General features: G+C 46.5%; 21 protein-coding genes and 1 riboswitch. Of the genes, 1 reads left to right on the plus strand and 20 read right to left on the minus strand.

Annotation, left to right across the window (positions count from 1 at the left end; genetic code table 11):
- Positions 1-78: 78 nt before the first annotated feature.
- From scpB to ACQQ6X_RS05085, 18 genes are all read right to left on the minus strand, one after another.
- Positions 79-687 (minus strand): SMC-Scp complex subunit ScpB, encoded by a 609-nt coding sequence (gene scpB / locus ACQQ6X_RS05000; RefSeq protein WP_064796379.1) that lies wholly within the window; start codon positions 685-687, stop codon positions 79-81.
- Positions 656-1501, minus strand: a complete 846-nt coding sequence (locus tag ACQQ6X_RS05005) for a segregation and condensation protein A (protein ID WP_419866093.1) — start codon at positions 1499-1501, stop codon at positions 656-658. Before ACQQ6X_RS05005 ends, scpB begins: the two co-directional genes overlap by 32 nt.
- Before the next feature lie 121 nt (positions 1502-1622).
- Positions 1623-2087, minus strand: coding sequence for a 6,7-dimethyl-8-ribityllumazine synthase (ribH, locus tag ACQQ6X_RS05010; protein WP_013371724.1), 465 nt, complete (start codon positions 2085-2087; stop codon positions 1623-1625).
- A gap of 30 nt (positions 2088-2117) precedes the next feature.
- Positions 2118-2801 (minus strand): 3,4-dihydroxy-2-butanone-4-phosphate synthase, encoded by a 684-nt coding sequence (ribB, locus tag ACQQ6X_RS05015; RefSeq protein ID WP_305164464.1) that lies wholly within the window; start codon positions 2799-2801, stop codon positions 2118-2120.
- Positions 2802-2875: 74 nt separating this feature from the next.
- Positions 2876-3541, minus strand: a complete 666-nt coding sequence (gene ribE / locus ACQQ6X_RS05020; protein ID WP_305164465.1) for a riboflavin synthase — start codon at positions 3539-3541, stop codon at positions 2876-2878.
- Positions 3542-3866: 325 nt separating this feature from the next.
- Positions 3867-4039: riboswitch (FMN riboswitch) on the minus strand.
- Positions 4040-4106: 67 nt separating this feature from the next.
- The gene (locus ACQQ6X_RS05025) at positions 4107-4574 is read right to left on the minus strand and encodes an IDEAL domain-containing protein (RefSeq protein WP_063213525.1); all 468 of its coding nucleotides are present in this window, start codon (positions 4572-4574) and stop codon (positions 4107-4109) included.
- Between the two features lie 223 nt (positions 4575-4797).
- On the minus strand, positions 4798-7086 hold the full coding sequence (locus tag ACQQ6X_RS05030) for a thiamine pyrophosphate-dependent enzyme (protein ID WP_305164466.1): 2289 nt from the start codon (positions 7084-7086) through the stop codon (positions 4798-4800).
- Positions 7086-8099, minus strand: a complete 1014-nt coding sequence (locus ACQQ6X_RS05035; protein WP_305164467.1) for a 2-oxoacid:acceptor oxidoreductase family protein — start codon at positions 8097-8099, stop codon at positions 7086-7088. Before ACQQ6X_RS05035 ends, ACQQ6X_RS05030 begins: the two co-directional genes overlap by 1 nt.
- A gap of 251 nt (positions 8100-8350) precedes the next feature.
- Complete coding sequence (locus ACQQ6X_RS05040) at positions 8351-8785, minus strand: peptidylprolyl isomerase (RefSeq protein WP_007430881.1); 435 nt, start codon at positions 8783-8785, stop codon at positions 8351-8353.
- A 163-nt stretch (positions 8786-8948) separates the two neighbouring features.
- Positions 8949-10319: a diaminopimelate decarboxylase gene (gene lysA / locus ACQQ6X_RS05045; protein WP_305164468.1), complete on the minus strand. Its 1371-nt coding sequence runs from the start codon at positions 10317-10319 to the stop codon at positions 8949-8951.
- 110 nt (positions 10320-10429) lie between these two features.
- Complete coding sequence (locus tag ACQQ6X_RS05050; protein WP_305164469.1) at positions 10430-12124, minus strand: spore germination protein; 1695 nt, start codon at positions 12122-12124, stop codon at positions 10430-10432.
- 26 nt (positions 12125-12150) lie between these two features.
- Entirely contained in the window at positions 12151-12573 is a 423-nt protein-coding gene (locus ACQQ6X_RS05055; protein WP_063213530.1) for a stage V sporulation protein AB, read from the minus strand.
- Entirely contained in the window at positions 12570-13211 is a 642-nt protein-coding gene (locus tag ACQQ6X_RS05060) for a stage V sporulation protein AA (protein ID WP_305164470.1), read from the minus strand. Before ACQQ6X_RS05060 ends, ACQQ6X_RS05055 begins: the two co-directional genes overlap by 4 nt.
- A gap of 178 nt (positions 13212-13389) precedes the next feature.
- Positions 13390-14145, minus strand: coding sequence for an RNA polymerase sporulation sigma factor SigF (gene sigF, locus ACQQ6X_RS05065; protein WP_063213532.1), 756 nt, complete (start codon positions 14143-14145; stop codon positions 13390-13392).
- An 11-nt stretch (positions 14146-14156) separates the two neighbouring features.
- Positions 14157-14612, minus strand: a complete 456-nt coding sequence (gene spoIIAB / locus ACQQ6X_RS05070) for an anti-sigma F factor (protein WP_013310781.1) — start codon at positions 14610-14612, stop codon at positions 14157-14159.
- Positions 14609-14962, minus strand: coding sequence for an anti-sigma F factor antagonist (gene spoIIAA, locus ACQQ6X_RS05075; RefSeq protein WP_013310782.1), 354 nt, complete (start codon positions 14960-14962; stop codon positions 14609-14611). Before spoIIAA ends, spoIIAB begins: the two co-directional genes overlap by 4 nt.
- A gap of 96 nt (positions 14963-15058) precedes the next feature.
- Positions 15059-16252: a D-alanyl-D-alanine carboxypeptidase family protein gene (locus ACQQ6X_RS05080; protein ID WP_305164471.1), complete on the minus strand. Its 1194-nt coding sequence runs from the start codon at positions 16250-16252 to the stop codon at positions 15059-15061.
- Between the two features lie 221 nt (positions 16253-16473).
- The gene (locus tag ACQQ6X_RS05085) at positions 16474-18117 is read right to left on the minus strand and encodes a glycosyl hydrolase family 28-related protein (protein WP_305164472.1); all 1644 of its coding nucleotides are present in this window, start codon (positions 18115-18117) and stop codon (positions 16474-16476) included.
- Positions 18118-18319: 202 nt separating this feature from the next.
- Between ACQQ6X_RS05085 and ACQQ6X_RS05090 the strand changes: the two genes are divergently transcribed.
- Positions 18320-19531 carry an O-antigen ligase family protein gene (locus ACQQ6X_RS05090; protein ID WP_305164473.1) on the plus strand — a complete coding sequence of 404 codons (1212 nt, stop codon included), beginning with the start codon at positions 18320-18322 and terminating at the stop codon, positions 19529-19531.
- Between the two features lie 117 nt (positions 19532-19648).
- Here the strand turns inward: ACQQ6X_RS05090 and ACQQ6X_RS05095 are convergent, their stop codons facing one another.
- Positions 19649-20473 (minus strand): purine-nucleoside phosphorylase, encoded by an 825-nt coding sequence (locus ACQQ6X_RS05095; RefSeq protein ID WP_305164474.1) that lies wholly within the window; start codon positions 20471-20473, stop codon positions 19649-19651.
- 71 nt (positions 20474-20544) lie between these two features.
- Entirely contained in the window at positions 20545-21489 is a 945-nt protein-coding gene (gene xerD / locus ACQQ6X_RS05100) for a site-specific tyrosine recombinase XerD (RefSeq protein WP_305164475.1), read from the minus strand.
- Positions 21490-21539: the final 50 nt, after the last annotated feature.

Raw genomic sequence — 21539 nt, forward strand, 5'->3', positions numbered from 1 at the left:
CGGAAAATCATGCATCTTAAAATGCCAAACAGCCAGCCCTCAACAATGTAAGGACTGGCTGTCTTTTGAATGTGTAACTCAGGATTCCAGCTCCGAATCGATCTCCGCAGGCTGGCTGCTCTCCAGACGCTCGAACAATAGCTGTGTCTCTTCTTCTAAATTGTCCGAATCCTCGAACAGCTCCGGTTGCGGTAAATCTTCGAGAGAGCCTAGACCGAAATAATCCAAGAATGATTTCGTCGTTCCGTACAATATCGGTCGTCCGATGGCCTCAGCTCGACCTTTTTCTTCAATGAGCTCCTTGTTGACCAGTGTATGTATGGCCCGCTCGGATTTGACCCCCCGAATTTCTTCGATTTCAACTCTTGTAATGGGCTGGCGGTAGGCCACAATGGCCAGTGTCTCCAAAGCAGCTTGAGACAATGAGGCACGCGCAGGAGAGTAGGCGAGCTTTTCAAAATAAGGTGCATGCTCGGATAAAGTTGCAAGCTGATAATGACCGGCAATACGAACAAGCTGCAGACCTCTTCCTCCCTGCTCCATGTCCTGTTTCATATCTTCCAGACACTTTTCAACCAGCTCTTGTTGCTGCTCTACAATGTCGGCGATCTGCTTGGTGGACAGTCCTTCCTCTCCTGCGAGGAACAACAGCCCCTCAATAATTGATTTCAGCTTCAGATAATCCATTAACCCGTAAATCCCCTCTCCACTCCATTACAATATCATCGAAAAGCTTCTCCTGATAACAGAAAATTTGCTTCATTTTCATCAATTCAAGGATAGCCAAAAAGGTCACAACCACCTCATGCCGATACATATCCTCATGCATCAGCTTGGAGAACAGCAGCCGTCCTCCAGTCCCCACCATCTCTAACGCCCCGATAACCTGCCGGATCCGGTCCTTGACTGAAATTTCATCCCGATGGACACGGGTTACCGTCGTACGTCGTTCCGCTTTGCGCAACGCTCGCTGAAAGGCCGCGACCAAATCACTTGCATGCAGCCCATGCACCGGATTTGCGGGTTCGGTCGGCAGGAATGCGCTCAGATCTTCCGGCTCCTTGCCATAAATCAGACTTCGTTCCCATTCCCGTTCACTCAGATGGCGAGCAATCCCTTTGTATTTACGATACTCCACCAACTTGCGAACCAGTTCCTCACGTGGATCATAATCCTCTTCTTCATAAAAATCAAAATCGTCATATTCCATCACAGGTGGCTTGGGAAGCAACAATTTACTCTTAATGGATAAGAGCGTCGCCGCCATCACTAGAAACTCGCTTGTAATGTCCAGCTCTAGCTCCTGCATACTGTGCAAAAAAGCCATGTACTGATCAGTAATATCGCTAATCGGGATATCCTGAATGTCGATCTCGGCTTTATCAATCAGATGCAACAGCAGATCCAGTGGACCCTCGAATGTTTCCAGCTTGTAATTTACGACTGTCAATGTGCTTCCCCCTGCCTTACTCCAATCATCATTCACAATACCTTTCCCCATTAGCACTTATGCTCTACGTTATCAATCCCTCTTTCTGTAGTATATACGTCATCGCCCTGCTTAACAATCCAATCCCTTTTCCACTTTGCAGTTTATGCCATTCTTTCAGCCTTTTATATCATTAGAACTGCTTACCGAGATTGGCCATTTCAATCGCAGCCAGTGCAGAATCCCAACCTTTATTGCCAGCCTTCGTTCCTGCTCGTTCAATAGCCTGCTCAATGTTTTCCGTAGTCACTACACCAAAAATAATAGGGACTCCCGTTTTTAGACTGCTTGCCGCTACACCCTTGGCAACTTCATTGCAGACGATGTCATAATGCGAAGTAGAACCACGGATAACCGTGCCAAGCGTAATAACGGCATCATATTTTCCGCTTGCAGCCATTTTTTGAGCAATCAGTGAAATTTCAAATGCACCCGGCACCCACGCTACATCTATTTCATCTTCCTGTGCTCCATGTCTTTGAAGTGCATCAAGTGCACCACTCAACAGTTTGCTTGTAATAAACTCATTGAATCTGCCCACTACAATACCATACTTCAAACCACTCGATACGAGATTACCTTCCAGAAAACGTGCCATGTTGATCAACCTCTCTTTTTTATGAATTATTTACAATGACAAACGACGACGATAGTCGATTAAATGCTGAATGCTGATCAGCTTCAATTGATGTCGCTTGGCGATCACAGCTAAATCAGGCAAGCGGGCCATCGAGCCATCTTCCTTTATAATTTCGCAAATGACCCCGGCAGGCTTAAAGCCGCTGAGCCGGGCCAAATCGACAGCCGCTTCAGTATGACCGGCGCGTTGCAAGACTCCACCATCTTGGGCGATTAAGGGAAACATATGACCAGGTTTGCGAAAACCGTTTCCCGTGATTGCTTCGTCGGCCAAGGCCCGAACAGTCAAAGAACGCTCGGCCGCTGAAATCCCGGTTGTTGTCTTCCTATGATCTACCGATACCGTAAAGGCAGTACTGTGAAAATCTGTATTTTGCTCTACCATAGGATGCAATTCCAATGCCTCAGCTCTGTGCTGAGTGATCGGCACACAGACCAACCCGCGACCTTCTGTAATCATGAAATTGATGACCTCGGGCGATGCTTTTTCAGCCAAAGCGATAAAGTCGCCTTCATTTTCCCGCTGTTCATCATCCACTACAATAACGACTTTGCCGTTTTTTAAATCCTCCAAAGCTTCTTCGATGGAATCCAATCGAATCTCTTCGTCATGGTGCAAATTGCCATCCTCCATGATGTTTGCCGTTGCACTTGTTTGGATGCCTCTATCCATAATCCGTTCCTCCTTTTGTCTTGTGCTACGAATGCTCCTGACATAAATTTTCTATCAGGCTATACCAGGCTGTATCAGGCAAAGCCGTGTTTCGCCAAATAGTCCAAACTAAGCGGAGCCTGATCTGCTCTCTCCATCGGTGCTGAACCTCTGTAATTTAAAAGCTGCTCCACATATTTGCCCAATATGTCACATTCAATATTCACAGTATCTCCCTCATGTTTCGCTTGTAAGGCCGTTTCGGCTAAAGTGTGGGGGATAATGGATACGGCAAAGCTATTCCTCGTACGCTGCGCGACTGTGAGGCTGATACCATCAATTGTAATTGACCCTTTGAGGAGAACATATTTAAATAGTGCTTGATCAGAAGGCTCAACTTCGAACACAACCGCATTCTGGTCTGATGTTACGCTGCGAATCGTCCCCGTTCCATCCACATGTCCCTGTACGATATGTCCTCCGAACCTTCCATTTGCCGCCATCGCCCGCTCCAGGTTGACTCGGCTACCGGATCTGAGTTCTTTGAGATTACTGCTGCGAAAAGTCTCCGGCATCACATCAACTTTAAAATCTTTAGTCCCAATCTGTATTGCTGTCAGGCAGACACCATTCACTGAGACACTATCACCTATTTTCAAGTCGCCCAATACCACAGAACCCGAAATCCCCAGCACCATCGCTTCACCGCTTTTAGAGATGCTTTGAATGCGCCCCACTTCCTCGACCAAACCGGTAAACATGCTTTCACTCCTTTCCACTACATTTCAGTTTATCCCTAATTCACCCGCTATAAGCGCAAATAACCCCCAGTCAGGATTCAATCCGTCATGGGGGTGATGAGAGTCACATATGTAGTATACAAGCGCAGTAATTACGTCTAAAAATGACATGAAATAGGTTTGCCAAAAGAAAGCATGGTTAACAATACAGCTAATAACGCTCAGAACGTCAATCAAAAAGAAAGCTTAAAAAGCTGTCATTCGATGCTGTCCTATAACGAAATAAGCTCTACGTGCATTTACGTATGCTAAAAATTGGCACATGTCAAGTCAGTCACATGCGCTTCGTATCCTTCTCCCATCCAGACTATACTGTCGGTCCCGGAATTGCACCAGGTCCACCTTCTGCTGATTGTTCAGCATCCGGGTCACGGACTAAGACATGGTAATTTCGCAAAAGCGATTTACATACATGTCATCACCGCCGGTGGGGAATTTCGCCCCGCCCCGAAGGATTTGCTCTTATTTAATTGAATTAACATTAAACTTGTTACGTATATTAGCACCGACTTCTAAAAAAAGCAAGTTATCTAACGGAGGCTCCCGCAATGGTTTTGACATATTGGCTGGAGAGTTCTTCAAACCAGGTTTTATCATTCATATGAAGCGCCAAATCAATCAGGTCAGCCAGTTCATCAACTCCAAGCTGTGTAGCATGGTCAAAGGTAATAACGGCTGAGGCAACAGGCTCTCGACCTCCTTCAGAACATGCTTCATATTCCAGTCGTACATCTACATGTCCATCAATAAACTCACACTTTAGAAAATAAATAATTTCACACATTAAAATAGGGCGCACCTGTGTTTCTAACACGCAATCCATCACTTTGGCAGAATAATGCTGATTCGTCAGTGTGAATTTGTGTTCTGTCGCCGCCAGCGATGTCCGTCCAAAATCATCCGTAAACTTAAGTTCCACTGGCGTGATGTTCATAACCTTGGGGATTTGCTTCTTTATAATTTCAATTATTTCAACTGTATTCAGTTTAATCATTACCTGCACCTCATTGCATCTTAAAATTCAAAAGAAAACTTTATAACGTGCCTCCTATAGGCCTCCACTCCTATATCGGAAATCATTACCTGTTTTTTTATGCTTCAACCCATAAACGCAAAAAAAGATTCCTGGCGCAGCAAGCGCAAGGAATCTCTATCGAACCGGTGCCGAAACAGCGGCTAACAATGTTACACATTTATTATGCAAAAAAAAATCAAAATTATAGCTCTGAAATTTCATGTTTCTTTTTCAGAATGGTCCAGCGACGCTCAATCTCCTGCTCAAAAGCAGCCAGCGTTGCTTCCTCTTTGAGAAGATGCTTCGTTTTACCCATTAATTTTAGCCATTCTGCGGTTGGAATCCGTTTCCCCTTGTCTTCCGGATTGTACGTAATCGTCGTGCTTCCCTGCTCGATTTCGTACAAAGGAAAGAAGCAAGACTCAACTGCGGCGCCTACGATGCTAGTACCCAGTCTGTCTTCGGATTTCCAGTTGAGCGGGCAAGCACACAGAATTTTACCATAAGCCGTACCGATGTTGTTGGCATACCATTGAGCCTTGGCCGCTTTGCGAAGCATATCCTGCGGATGGCTTTCGGCTGCGGTAAAAGCATACGGGATGTTACAGGCGGCCATGATTTGTACGGTATCTTTATGATGCCCTTGCTTCCCTTTTTGCATTTTCCCTACACCCGACGTACTGGTCATATGCCCCATTGGAGTGGAGTACGATTGCTGCGAACCTGTATTCATGTACCCCTCGTTGTCATATTCCAGCATAATCAGTTTATGGTTACGCAGAGCCGCACCAATTGCAGACCCCATACCGATATCCATCCCGCCGTCACCGCTGATCATGATAAAGGTTGGATCATCGGATATCTCAATTTCATTACGTCGCTTCATCTCCATGTAAGCTTCCAGCGCTCCTGAAATTGTAGCGGCCCCGTTTTGAAAAAGATTGTGGATCATCGGTTGTTTGTGTGATGTATATGGGTACCCTGTCGTAACCACATATACGCAGCCGGTCTGGAACAGTACGACAATATCGCCTTCAATCCCTTTAAAAAACAGTTCCAGCGCAGACAATGCCCCACAACCAGGACAAGCTCCGTGACCCGGTGTAAGACGGCGAGGTTTGGTTGTCAACGAACGCAAAGGCGGTACCTTGACCTTGAGCTTCCCAGTCGCCTCGTCCGGCGTAACCTGAATTAGACCCGTACGGTATGCATTGCCACGTGGTGGCTGCATGACTTGCGGCATCACCTTGTCTGGTGACCCGGGATTAACCCCATAATAATCAAAGGGCTTCTCCGCGCGTCCAGTCTCTGCCGCCTGAATCGCAAGCTGGAAGAATGCCTCTGCATCTTCCGCATAAAAGTCCTTACCACCCAAGCCAAAGATACGGCTTAACACGATGGTTTGGTTCAGCGGGTCCTCCTGCAACGCCGCCTTGATTTCGTGCGTCAAATTACCGCCATCCGATCCGTACGAATCTGCACGTTCACCCACCAGTAGCGCCTTGACATGACGCAATGCCTCTCGCAATTGTGCAGCAGGGAATGGCCGGATGATATTCGGACGAATCACACCCGCTTTAATGCCGCGCGCGCGGAGTTGATCTGCCACATCCTTGGCCGATTCGGCCGCCGAGTTCAGCAGGAAGACCGCAACCTCAGCATCCTCCATATGATACAGGTCCAAAATCGGATATTCCCGCCCGGATAAAGCGGCATATTCTGCTGCTACCTGCTCATATACTCCTTCTGAAAGCTTCAACGCTTTGGACAGTTGAGCGTGATTATTCGTCAGGTCATCGCCGTTCATATGCGCACCCACAGTGACAGGACGATCAAAATCCGTAATATTCGGATAATTTAGGTTCGGGTTGGGGCCTACAAAATCGCGTACGGTCTCTGCATCGGCAAAATATTGCACTTTACGTTTTTGATGAGACGTATAAAACCCGTCATATGCGACCATTACTGGCAACCGTACATCGCTATGCTCTGCGATTTTCAGGGCCATGATGTTCATATCATACACAGCCTGTGGCGTACTCGCTGCCAATATGACCCAACCTGTATTCAGACCATAATACAGATCCGAATGATCCCCCCGAATATCCAGGGGACCACTGACTGCACGTGTCACCAGATTCATAACCATAGGAAAACGGGTACCTGACTGGACAGGCAACTGCTCCAGCATGTACAGGAAACCTTGCGAACTGGTGGCATTGACAACCCGTGCTCCGGCCGCCGCAGCTCCATAACAAATCCCTGCCGATCCGTGTTCTCCATCTGCTGCAACCAGCTTAATATTATGCTGACCGCGCGTTTTCATTTGATCCAGATACTGTGCTACCTCGGTCGACGGCGTAATCGGGAAATATCCCATCATATGATAATTGATCTGCGCAGCCGCTGTAGCTGCCATTTCATTACCAGATTCGAATGTTGTCACTTGTGCGGCGCCCGTCTGTTTGAGTTCTTCCTCCAGCTTTGCCATTACGCACGCCCTCCTTCATATACTGGAAATTGGTGGGCAACGCGATTCTGCTCCGCCCAGCCCCATTGCTCGCGACGCGAGCTTAATGCCCCCGACGGGCAAATATCTACACACTTCAGACACCCTTTGCAATACTGGTAATCAATCCCTTGCAAAAACGGCATCATTCTTCCGCGTTTGTCTGCTTGCTCTTCCCATACAAAGCAGTAATCTGGGCAAATCGAATCGCACTTGGCACAATGAGTACATTTATCAGCTTCATACTCAGGTACATAACCCTGGCGTGAACCACTAACATCTTTCGTCATGCTGTTGCCCTGAGTTGAAATAACGCCCCCCAGCAATTGAGTTTCATACCCTAGCAAAGGCTGCGGACGTTCGAAAATCCGATCCTGAGTGTCAGCAGTAACCGGATATACATGTAGTTGCATTTCCTCAAAACCACGATTAAATGTACGTAGATTAGGTTCCACTAATTGTGGATTTTTCTTTTCAAAAGTACTGCGAATAACCGATCTCATTGCTTCCGGGTCCAGGAAATCACAGACACGGAACAAGGCACCTAGCATGGACGTATTTAATTTGGTCCGCTCTTCCAGTGCGATGCCCATCGCATCCACCACTGCTAATGTACCGGATACCAGTCCTAAATCAGCCCGTATTTCTTCTGCCGGACGCGTGGAATTTACCACTACAATCCCATCTGCTGGCAGGCCGCTGATTACATTTACCGTTTTGTATAACGTTTCATGGAAAATGCCTACCACATGCGGTTGCTCAATCGGACTGTGATCCCGAATATCTACCTCCGGCTCACAGAAGCGAACAAAGCTTTTAACCGGAGTTCCCTTCTTTTCCGAACCGTAGGATGAGAAATTCGAAGCATTCAGTCCCAGACCAAGCACCCCGGTTTCGGCCAACATTTTGCCAGCCAGATTTGCGCCGAGTCCACCAATGGATTCCAGCCGGATTTCAAAAAATCCGAGTCGATTTGTGCACGTTAAAATAGACAATGTGATAAGCCCCCTTCTTTTCCAACTCTTACTGAGCTTGAACACTCATATAAAATAAATGGAAAATGCATTCTTGTGAAAAGGCTATCACAACACTTACTTTTCGAATGTGATCTTACGCACTGTAATAGGTACGTGATTGTGAAAATCAGCAAACCGTCAAACAAAAGACAACAAAAGCCGCCCTGTCCAAAGACAGAGCGGCTTACGAGCCACACTATTTAAAAAAAGGAAGGCATGTGACGGTAAAATTACGCGTCAAATACTTTAACCTCTTTCATTTTGTCGCCTTGTTTTACAGCATCAATGAATTCCATACCTTTGGTTACTTTACCAAATACAGTATGTACTCCATCCAAATGCGGCTGTGGAGCGTAGCAAATAAAGAATTGGCTGCCACCTGTGTTGCGACCTGCATGGGCCATGGACAGAACGCCTTTGGCATGCTTGGTTGTGTTCGTAGCTGTTTCACAGTCAATCGTGTAGCCAGGACCGCCTGTACCGTTACCGATCGGACAACCACCTTGAGCAACAAAGCCTGGGATGACGCGGTGGAAGCTCAAACCGTTGTAGAAACCACTGTTTGCCAGCTTTTCAAAGTTAGCAACGGTGTTTGGAGCTTCTTCTGGGAAAAAGTCAATTTCGACGATGCCGCCGTTTTCAAGATCTATTCTACCTTTTTTCATTGTTTGTATCTCCTTTTCAACCTTGTTTTGAGAGCTAAATAACATCAAGTTCCAGTTTACTATGAATTGGCGCGCTTAGCAAAGCCTTGTCCAAAAAAAAGGCCATTGTCCCCGGTCTCTGATTACCGACGCAATGGCCTGCTTGATTTTAGAATTCCATAATTCAGGACGAAACCGTAATTTTGGCGTTATGCTGAGCCTCCACTGAACTGGCTTGATCACGAACCAAGCGCTGTGGGATAACGTCATTGCGAACGATATCCTCGTAGGTTTCCCGACGCACTACCAGCTCGGCCTCCCCGTTGTTGACAAATACAACTGCTGGGCGACGTATCCGGTTATAATTGCTCGCCATGGAGTAATTATAAGCTCCGGTTGAAGCGACTGCGAGCAAATCCCCGCTATTCGGACGAGGCAGCTCCACATCCCAAATAAGCATATCGCCGCTTTCACAGCATTTTCCTGCAATGGATACTGTCTCTTCGTTCGCATCTTGTGCGCGATTAGCCAGCATCGCTTCATACTTGGCCTGGTACAGTGCAGGACGTGGATTATCTGTCATTCCGCCGTCTACGGAAACATATTTACGAACCTGCGGAATGTCCTTAATGCTTCCTACCGTATACAAGGTCGTACCTGAATCCCCTACAATACTACGCCCCGGCTCAATCCAAATTTCTGGAAGCTCATCATAAAGTCCTGAAAAATGAGTTTTCACTGCTTCGCTGATCGCCTTTACATAGGTGGATAGTTTCAGCGGTGTGTCCTCCTCTGTGTAACGGATTCCAAATCCTCCACCGAGATTAATCACCTTGAAGGAATACTGTAGCTGTTCTTTAATCTCCCTGGAAAAAGCTGCGACCCGCTCCGCAGCCATTTGGAAGCCATTGACTTCGAAGATTTGCGAACCGATATGAGAATGTACTCCCAGCAAATTAAGATGGTCCAGCTGGATAGCCTGTTCGACCGCTTGACGTGCTGTACCGTTTGCAATGTCAAAGCCAAATTTTGAATCTTCTTGACCTGTAGCCATATATTCATGCGTATGCGCTTCAACCCCTGGCGTAACCCGCAGTAAAATATTCACCTGCTGTCCTTTTTCAGAGGCAAGGGCCTGCAACAAATGCAATTCCATCTCGCTATCAACAACGAAGCAGCCAATCTGCGCCTCTAATGCCATTTCAATTTCTTCCGGCGTCTTGTTATTGCCGTGAAAATGGATTCGCTCAGCCGGGAATCCTGCTTGCAGTGCTGTGAACAGCTCTCCGCTGGAAACGACATCGAGCGACATTCCTTCTTCAGCAGCTAAAGCGCACATCGCCATCACACAAAATGCCTTGCTTGCATAAGCCACTTGAAATTTCAAACCGGTCTCACGAAATGCTTCCATGAATTCCCGGCAACGCCGACGGACTAACTGTTCGTCTACAATATATAGCGGCGTGCCAAAACGCTCTTTCAAAAGCGTGGTATCACATCCGCCAATCTCCAAATGTCCATTGCTGTTAATTTTACTGCTTCCATGCAAATACATGTTCTGGCGCCTCTCTTTCTGGAACAAGCTAGTCATATTCCATCGAATGTTTACACCAGTATAGCAAAAAAAACATCAAGAACAATGGATTTTTATGCAGATCATTTACATTAATGCTCCTGTCCATTGCCTGAGTTCGAATCTGTATTGGCATTCGAATGGGGCATACGCGTATTGTCCCTTGTTTTATTAAATGACGGGCGGTTAGGCGCATCAAGTACAGGCATACGGAACAAGATGGAAGCTAACGCCTTGGCATTAAAGGGGATAAACGGCCATAAATAGGAAGAATTATATGACCGATGCAGCGTTAACATCAAAATGATCAGTGTCGTACCCACGACAAAGCCCGGTACGTGAAATATAGCAACAGCAACCAGTAGGAAAAGTCGGATCAGTCTATTCGCAAGTCCTAGCTCATAGCTCGGTGTTGCGAACATTCCTATGGCAGCAACTGCCATGTATAGCACAACTTCATTTACGAAAAGCCCCGTCTTAACCGCGATATCACCCACCAGAATGGCTGCGATCAAACCCATAGCAGAGGCCAGTGGCGTCGGAGTATGCACGGCTGCCATCCGCATAAGATCGACCCCTAGTTCCACAATGATAAATTGAGCAATCAGCGGAAGATGTGCTTGCTTTTGAGGACCGATAAAATCGAGAAACGCCGGTTTTAATTCGGGATTGATAACCATGAGCAACCACATCGGAAGCAAGAACATTGAGGCAAATATGCCTATAAAACGTACCCAGCGCAAGTAGCTTCCCATAAATGCGGTTTGCCGATTCTCTTCTGCATGCTGACACAGGTCAAAAAAGGTGGTCGGCAAAATCATCACGCTGGGTGAGGTATCAACGAAAATAACGAGTCTTCCTTCCATAATATGCGAAGCCACAACATCTGGTCGCTCCGAATATCGCACTAATGGATATGGATTCCATCCTTTATTGATAATGGTCTCCTCTAATTGCTTATCGGCTAGTGGAATACCATCCAGATTAACATTTTTAATTTTGTCTCGTACAGTATCAACCATGACCTTATCCACAATATCATCGATGTAGCCCAAGCATACATCTGTTCGGGTTCGGCGTCCTACTTGCATGGCCTCAAATTTAAGTCCGGGATCCCGCAAACGCCGGCGCACCAGGCCTACGTTTATAAGCATCGTCTCAGTAAACCCATCGCGTGAACCGCGCACGACTCTCTCTAAAGAAGGTTCCTCTGGACTCCGCACGGGGTAATTACGGGTATCCAGAATGACAGAAAAACGTTCGCCTTCCATGAAGAACGCACTATATCCCGCCAGCACCTTATTGATGACAGCAGACATTTTATCTGACTTCTCCACCTGTATATGTGGTATAAATTTCTCAAAATACGCTTGAAGCCCAGCCGAAGTCATGTCATCCGGTGTCAGATAGGTGAGCCGCTTTAACACTTCGAGCATGATCTGATCCTTGGCAAAGCTATTCAGAAACAGGTACCCGATATGGCGACCGCCCGTTGTCATTTCCCTGAATACAACATCAAACGTCTCTCCCAAGCCCAATACCATTTTAAGGGTTTCGCAATTTTCCTTCATCTTTGGCGAAATATCATCCTCAATTTGCCAATAGCGAATGGATTCCTCTACATTATCAGAATGTTCACTTTCTTTTTTGTGCTTAAGATGGTCGGCTTTCTGCTCCTGCTTTTGCTTCCAGGAGCCCAAACTCTCCCCGTCAGCATCATTTCCCCTTCCCATTGCTCCGTCTTCATGATGTTGCTCCTGCTGATCCTGCTCCGTTCTATGATCCATATCTCTTGCCCCCTTCTCTTTCGCTATTAACGGTTGTATACAAACCAATCAAATAAGGAACCCATTACCTTGCCAAGCACCATTGCCATTAACAGACCGAACATGTATACGGTCATATGAAGTCGCTTGGCCAATATCGGCAGGAGATTTAGTACCTCTGTTAGAGCCGCGGCGAGCAAGCCAATAAACACTCCGCAAAATAATCCAGGTATCCATGTAAACATGGCCGGTAACGGCAAGCAGATGTTCCAAAAATCAGCCACGGTTCCCACCACTGAACCTAAAATCATTGCCTTTTCGTACGCACGCGATTTTTTGTATGTTCGGGTAAGTTGCGCTAATCGCGGCATGATATCCAGCACAATAAAAAAGGCAATCACACCGCTACCTATCGCCAGTCCCCCAGCAATACCCAAGATAATCTGAAGTGCAGCCTGTATAAATATCATGGTTCCTTATCCTTTGTCTGTAGGCGAGCCATCTTTTCATACTCCTCTGCCACAACATACTGATCCACATTCTCCTGATAGAGATACATTTCCACCTCCAGTGGCGTCGGCTCCTCATTCCATTTTTTCTTGAACAAGTGATTAAAAAATACGATCATGCCAAAGCCGATGCCAAATGAGTAAGCAATTTGGAACAAGTATGGATGTTCATCCTTTTTTCCCGTAATCATTTCTACAATCCGAATCTGTACCTCCATCATGCTAACGTCAGCATGGAAGTTCATAATCGTTAATGCAGAGCCAAAAAACAGAAGCAGCCACACCAACACAAACAGTATTTTGGATGGCTTACGGGGTCTCTCCACGAGTTCCACAAGCACATGCGGTTTCCCAAGAGATTCAACTACGACTCCCGGAATATGGTCTCTAATTTTTGATATGATCTGTAGCATGTCTATCAGTATCAGATTCCCGTCCTGCTTCTGCGGCCGCTTGAGAACAAGTCCGAGCAGATCCTTTTCCCATTCAGGATCCGCCAGCAAATGGGCTACATCGCCCAAATGTAGGTCCTGACCTTGGATCATGCGCACACGGCTGCGAAGCCTCAAGTAGACAATAGGAGCCGGACTGTGATTCATCCGATTCCCTCCTTATCCTCGTAATTACCCATTAGTATGGAACGAAGCAAGCAAACCTATTCTGTATATTTGTCTTGTGTCACACGTAAAAAAGAGTACTCCTCGCCATTAAAATGGCTTTGGAATACTCTTTAGAATGCGTTAGTATAAGGATTTCACTTACTAAATCCTGTCCTCATTATTGGGCAATCTGGTCGCGGATTAGTTGTAAAATCTTTTTTTCCAATCGTGATACCTGCACCTGCGAAATACCTAGACGACTTGCAACCTCTGATTGAGTCTGATCCCGGTAATAGCGCAGGTACACAATCAATCGTTCCCGCTCAGATAATCCGTCTATGGCCTCATTCAGTGCAAGCTTGTCAAACCATCTTTCCTGGGATTCATCAGCAATCTGATCCATCAGTGTAATCGGATCTCCGTCATTTTCAAATACCGTTTCGTGAATGGAGGTAGGAGGCTTGTTGGCCTCCTGCGCAAAAACAACATCCTCCGGTGTCACTCCCAGCTCATCAGCAACCTCCTTGACGGTAGGCAGGCGATTAAGCCGTTTGGATAGCTCGTCCTTCATTTTGCGGACCTTATTGGCTGTTTCTTTCAAAGAACGACTAACCTTGAGTGTACCGTCATCTCGAAGGAAGCGTTGAATCTCACCGATAATCATCGGGACCGCATATGTTGAAAATTTGACATCGTAGCTGAGATCGAATTTATCCACCGATTTTAACAATCCGATGCAACCAATTTGAAAAAGATCGTCAGGTTCATACCCCCGGTTCATAAAGCGCTGCACGACAGACCAGACGAGCCGGATATTACTATTGACCAGTGTCTCACGAGCATCATTATCACCAGATTGACTCAGTGCAATAAGCCGCTTAACTTCTGTATCCTCCAAATAGCTGTGCGAAGTCTTTTTTCCTCCTGCTTCCATAGGATCAACTCCTAATTATATAAAGCTTTCTTGGATTCAATCCTTTTCTTCATCCGGACCGACGTGCCTCCGCCCGGCTCACTGACTGCTTCGAACTCATCCATGAAATTTTCCATAATTGTAAAGCCCATGCCGGATCGCTCCAATTCAGGCTTGGACGTGTAGAGGGGCTGCTTGGCCAGCTCCAGGTCCTCAATTCCCCGTCCTGCGTCCTCAACGACCAACGTGATTACATCCGCTTCAATCCCGACTTTAATCGTTACGACACCTGATGGATCGCTGTCATAGCCATGAATAATACTGTTTGTCACCGCTTCAGACACGACGGTCTTCAAATCGCTAAGCTCATCCATTGTGGGATCAAGCCTGGAAATAAAGGCCGCCACAGCCACGCGGGCAAATGCTTCATTTTCCGATTTGGCGGCAAACTGCAAGCTCATGAAATTGTTCCCCGTGCCTTCTCTCATGACACAACCTCCAGTTCCGTGAGCGCATTTCCCTCGTTGTCATATATGGGCATGATTTTAAACAAGCCTGACATATCCAGCAGTCGATGAACCGGCGGATTGACATCACAGACTGCCATTTTCCCACCCTTTTGCTTGATCAGTTTGTATCGTCCCAAGATAACGCCTAGGCCGGAACTATCCATAAACTGAAGATTCTTCAGGCTGAGCACGATATGCTCGCATTGCCGGCGCTGAATCGCCTCATCCATCTGCATACGTACCATATCCGACGTATGGTGATCAAGTTCACCAGACAGCCTTACAATAAGTACCCCCCGGTGATGCTCCATTTCAATTTGCAGGTTCATGCTTACTCACTCTCCTCCCGGTCTTGGACAAGGATTTCTACGTAATCGCAGACGATTCCTGCCCTCCGACAAAACTAGAAGAAAACCCCGTAAAATCTACAAAGAAAATAGGTTCGACATAGTACGTTTAAACAATTTCCACCAGCCGGCCTTTTCGATCGCCACAGGCGAAGTGATATTAAACTCCTTCAGACGTTTTCCATCCTGATAGACAACCAGCTTACCAACAGGATCACCCACCCGAACAGGAGCTTTAAGGCTTGGGGACAGTTGCAGCTCGTGACGCAGCGTTTGCTTGTTGCCGCCTTTTTTCACCAGCACACTGTATGAACGATCAGCCTGAATTTCCAGCTCTGGTAATACACCTTTTTCAACTTTTACACTGCCGAGCTTTTCACCTGGCTTATATATGGATTTCATCGTATATTGCGAAAACGCATAGTCGAACATGGAAGCTACTTCATTATTGCGTATCTTCGTATTCGGCTCACCGAGTACGACCGCTACAACACGTAGGCCATCACGCTTCGCCGTAGCGGAAAGACAGAACTTCGCTTCTGACGTATAGCCTGTTTTCAGACCGTCTGCTCCCGTATAGAAACGAACAAGCTTATTCGTGTTCACCAGCCAAAAGGGCTTGACCGAGGATTTGCGCAAATAGTCCTGGTAGGCTCCCGTATATTTCGTAATATGCGGATACTTCAACAGCTCCCGGCTCATAACCGCAATATCATGCGCAGAGGAATAGTGATTTTTTACGGGTAAACCATTGCAATTGGCAAAATGCGTATCTTTGAGCCCAAGCTGCTGCACCTTTGCGTTCATCATCTCGACAAAAGCCTGCTCAGACCCTGCAATTTTTTCAGCCATCGCTACAGAGGCGTCGTTGCCCGAAGCCATTGCAATCCCCTTCAGCATCTCATCGACCGTCATTTCCTCTCCCGGCTCCAAGAAAATTTGTGAGCCTCCCATTGAAGACGCATACTCACTGGCCCGCACTTTATCGGTCAACTTGAGCTTACCGTCATGAATGGCCTCCATTGTCAGTAGCATCGTCATGATCTTGGTGATGCTTGCTGGAGGAAGCTTTTCACGACTGTTTTTTTCATAGATAACTGTGCCAGTATCTGCATCCATCAAGATCGCCGAAAGAGCCTGGGGAGCCAGCTGAGCTGCTGATCCTTCGTTGGTTTTGCTTTCAGGTCTGCTTTCTTCGGCCCAACCGCCGACAGGGACGGCAGTCAAGGCTATCAGACACGCCAGGATGAACGCCACCACTTTTTTCTTCACAATCGGTTCCCTCCTCAACATATTGGCGTATAGCACCGGAGCCCATTTCCTAACCTCTCCGATCTATTCGCGTGCTGCTAACCATTGTCGTCAGAATGAAAGAAAAATATTCCATACGGATAAAAACGCAAAATAGCACCAAGCTGAGTCAGCATGGCGCTATTTTCCAATATATAAACGACACAACATATATCGTCTGTAAAATGATCTATAAAAAACGTTTAAAGTCGGCTAACGGTAAGATATGCAATACCTCCACCCGGTAAAATATCCACTGCGTTTTGACTAAACACCCGTATATCAATAAAAGAATTCGCTTCGAGTCTAAGTTCCATTGCTCCACTTAATGCACCATAGTTCCGTCCGCCAATCACCCTGTCATCGAGATAAGCATAGGCAGAACTTCCGGCAAGCTGCTCATCATTTAGGTGAAGCGCCAGCCGTGTCCGGTTACCCTCTACCTGAGGATCGGTCGAGATGTAGACTTGTATTCTGTATTTACCAGCTCGCTTGGCTCGCCATCGACTATTTGATGCGTCGAATTCGGTCAACTCATCATGGTTGATTTGATCGAACTTCACTTTCTGCCAGCTACCTGCAGGGATATTTTGCCTTGAACCGAGGTAGGCTTTGACAAAGGTTTCATTTAAATGCTCGATACCGTTATTCGAATACTTCTCGACGAGCAACAAAGCTTGCCCTGTCCCATTATTCTCGTCATAACGTTGATTGCTATAGCTAAAATCCAAATGTGAACGAAGTGTCACCTGCTGTGTGGAGGAGCTGCCAGAGAAACAAATAAGCTGCTTTAGATTACGGGGATATCCGCCCACCTCGTCCACCAAAACTTTTTTACCAATGACCACATCCACAAAATAGTTACACACAGCTTGAGTGTCCTCGTATTTGTCTGCTATCGCCAAAATAGAGTCACGCAGGGCAACATTTTTGGTTTCTTTGGTAGCACCTATTTGAATAAAAGAAGGTACTGTCGTCTTGTGTTCTCTGCTTAATCCCTCGAACCAGCAGCCTAAAAATTCTGCATTCATAAAATCATTTATTAGAATGGGAATATCACTGGAGCTCCCATCCTTAATGTGCTGGCTAGCCATAAATCTCGCCCCGTTAGAGCTGTTCAGATCCAGAGCTGTATCGTTCCCGAGTGTAAAAAGTGCAATGCTTGTAAACTGTGAACTTCTGTTCTGCAAGTGAATCCCTATTTTATTGTAATTAACCTCCGTGCATTTGAATAAGTTCACATCACTTTCATAGCCCCAAAAAGCCGTTTCAAAATGTTCAATCAGCACATTATCCAGGACAACGCCTCCGCCTTTCCAATCCTGAATGCCTATTGTACCTTTGCCATAATATCCACGCTTCACAGACTGCGAAAACGGATTATTTAAGGTGGCTGTATCAGTCCCTTCGTACCGAATCGATAAGTCATGGAACTGCACATTTTGGTAGCCACTAAACGATGGCAGACTTTCGTCTCCAATTTGGAAACAAGGACCGGTGCCATAATATTCAATCGAAGTAACTCCCTTACCTTGTCGATATCTCCCCTTATGAATGCCAAAAATGCGCATACCCTGCTTCCGAATTTGAAGGGTAGATGTTATTTTGTATCGACCACTGGGGATGTGAAGAATGGAGTAATCGGGGGTCTTGTTAATCAATTCTTGCAAAGCTGCCGTGTCGTCTTGAATACCATCGCCAGCAGCTCCAAACCAGCTTACGTTTATACTGCGTTCCACGAATTCATTTTCAATGGCTTTAAAATTGTCGTTTAATTGCTGAGGCGTTAACTCTTTGCCCGTACCACTCAAGTTCAACTTCATTCGGTCTGTAAAATGATCTGCCACCCAAACACCCCCATGTTTAAAAACGTGAAAATGCTTTCAGACTATGTCGAAGAATTCTTTATTTTCTTGGCATGGACTGAGTATATGCATAATGAGGCTTGCCCTAGGATCGAGAAAAATGAAAATAAAAATTTTATTATGATTGTACAAGGAGATACATTTTGTATATTATAGATACATAACGTATCTGGGCGGTGAAACCGTGAAACACATACTCACAGTAGCCGGTTTAATGGCTTTCTCGATTCCCTTTGCCTGTCAGGGTTTGTCTCCCAGGGTGATCACGATTTCCCTGCTTATCTTATTGTTCAGCTATGCCATGCTTCTACCTTCACTCAAGTCATTAATCGCAACCCTGGCTGATAATCCGTTGCTGACTTTACTCATGATGTACATAGCTGCTTCCTGTTTATGGGCTGAACAAGAGCAGACCTCTTCCTTGCTCATGGTTCTCAAATTTGTTGCCTTCTCCACCTTTGGACTCTATCTGGTCACCCATTATACAACTCAGGGCTGCATACGCCTTTTAGTCATTACATTAAGTATCCTGAGCGTACTCAATTTACTCGCCGTTGTGCTCGTTCCTTCCTTTGCCATACATGGCGGTGTAGAACATACTGGACTGTGGAAGGGAATCTCCGGTCATAAAAATACACTCGGAACCCTCTCGCTGTTAAGTTTTGTTGCACATGTCATTTATTTTTTCAGGGGTACACGCAAGGCTTTGCATATCGGCTTCATCTTACTCAATGCCTTATTGCTCATCAAATGCCAGTCCACCACCTCATTGGTACTGACATCTTCACTCTTCGTATTTATTTTGTTCATATTGCTATTTAAAAGAATGCGAAGCATCGCATTGCGGGGGTTCTTTCTGAGCTGTTCCTGCTTACTTGTTCTTTTGGGTTTGACCCTTACCTTTACTTATGGAGATGCGATTGCCTCGGAATTCGGGAAAACAACAACCTTAACCGGAAGAACGGAAATCTGGCAGGGAATTGATAGTGCTATTCAGAGCCACTACTGGTTCGGGCATGGTTACGGCTCCTTCTGGGCAGCCCGGCCCAGTATTTATGCGAATGGCATCCGCTTTGATCTGACAAGCAGCCATAGCGGCTTTCGAGATCTGTGGATTGATGTGGGTCTTGTAGGACTACTTGCAACGGTTATACTCGTCGTAACTACCCTCTTTAAATTCAGAATTGGCAAAACTGATATGTATACATGGCTGACGGCAGTCGTTTTTTTCCTGTTCATCGTATTGAACAATATAACGGATAGTCGTTTCCTGAATTCCTTAGCCATCTACTGGATTATCTTTATGGTGATTGTGATCAAAGTACAAGAGCGACATCGACTAGCTCTAGCAGAAAAAGCGAATACAGCTGCATGGAGCACACGCCCTTTTCACTAGACGATGGTACTCAACTGTGGCATGTAAAAAGAACCCCGTATCCTACGCCGTCAAAAGGCGCACGGATATGGGGTTCTTTGGATATGTCTACCGTTCTGACAGAAAGCTTTATTCCATCTACATTTGTGGAATAATTGCCAGTACCAGTTTCAGAAATTGTTCACGAACCTTCTCTGCCGTCTCCATTACTTCACCATGGGACAGAGGTTGATCCAGAATGCCTGCAGCCATATTGGTGATACAGGAGAAGCCCAATACTTCAATCCCCGCATGACGGGCTACAATAACTTCAGACACGGTCGACATCCCTACTGCATCCGCACCCAGTGTACGCAGCATAACGATTTCAGCAGGCGTTTCATAGTTGGGTCCCAGCAATCCGGCATATACACCTTCCTGCAGGCTGAAACCTTGTTGGGTAGCCGTTTGTTTGGCAATTTCACGTAAGCGGCGGCTGTACGCCTCCGACATGTCTGGAAAACGAACGCCCAGCGCAGCATCGTTCGGGCCAATCAGCGGATTTTGTCCGGTCAAATTCAAATGATCCGAGATGACCATCAAATCGCCCGCTTTATAGGACGTATTTACACCACCTGCCGCATTCGTCACGAGCAGGCTTTGAATCCCGAGTTGCTTCATTACCCGAACAGGGAAAGCCGTCAGTTGCGGACCATACCCCTCATACATATGGAAGCGCCCCTTCATCATGACGACAGCGCGACCTTCAATAGTGCCTAATAGTAACTCTCCCTCGTGACCTTCCACGGTTGAAACGGGAAAATGGGGAATATCCTGATAAGGAATACTTACTCCATCTTGAATCAAATCGGCCAGTATACCGAGCCCCGATCCCAGAATAAGACCAATCTCTGGACTTATCCCGCTCTTGGCACGGATATAATCTGCTGCTTCCTGAATTGTAGCTTGGTTAGCTGTTTGCATAAGTATCTCTCCTGACATGTACAATCGTAAAGTTTAGTCATGATCACATTTTCTATGATAGCAAAGCGACATTACGTTCGATCCTTGCTTTCATGGGAAGTGCGGTTGCCGCCGTGAGGGTGATGCATTTCATATACTTCCTTCATGTTTCGTCTAGCTGTCTGTGCATATACCTGCGTTGTTGACAGATCAGCATGACCCAGCATTTCCTGCACAGAGCGTAAGTCTGCTCCGCCCTCCAACATATGTACCGCAAAGGAGTGCCGTAGCGTATGGGGCGTGATATCCTTGCTTATATCTGCTTCCTGAGCGTACTTTTTGATTATTTTCCAGAATCCCTGTCTACTGAGACGCTGACCTGATACATTCAAGAACAAGGCTTCCTGCTCTACCTGAGCCTCTTCACCCTGCATTGATCTTAGCAATGCTGGACGCTGTTCGTCCAAGTAGGCTTGTGTCCAGTGTGATGCCTCACGGCTGATCGGTACAACACGCTCCTTACCAGCCTCGCCGCCACAGCGCACAAAGCGCAAATCAACGTGTACATCCCGCACGTTCAGGGCAATCAGCTCTGATACACGGATGCCTGTCGCATACAACAGCTCTAGCATAGCCTTATCCCGCCCCCCTTGCGGGGTACTCACATCCGGGGCTGCCAGTAAACGCTCTATTTCATCTTGCGTTAACACCGAGGGTTTCCTTTTAGTGGCTTTGGGCAGCTCCACCAGAACGGACGGATCATGGATCGCGATTCCTTCTCGAATGAGAAAATGAAAAAAGGAGCGAATGGAGGCAACGCTCCGTGAAATTGTCGCCGCGGCTTTTCCCTCTTCCTTCAGACGTCCCAAATAAAGTACCAGATGTGACCGCTGGACATTGTCAGGCTGTTCCAGACCACAGCTTTCTGCGAACTCGACAAACTGCTGTACGTCCCGCTGATACGCTTCCAATGTACTGTGCGACAACCCTTTCTCCTCTTCCATATATTGAACGAAAGGTTGAATATACATTTTCATGAGTTCCAAAAGTCTCCTTGTCCTGCATACAGCGATTCAGTTGTTGCCCC

The organism is Paenibacillus ottowii (assembly GCF_050516475.1).
GTDB classification, from domain to species: domain Bacteria; phylum Bacillota; class Bacilli; order Paenibacillales; family Paenibacillaceae; genus Paenibacillus; species Paenibacillus ottowii.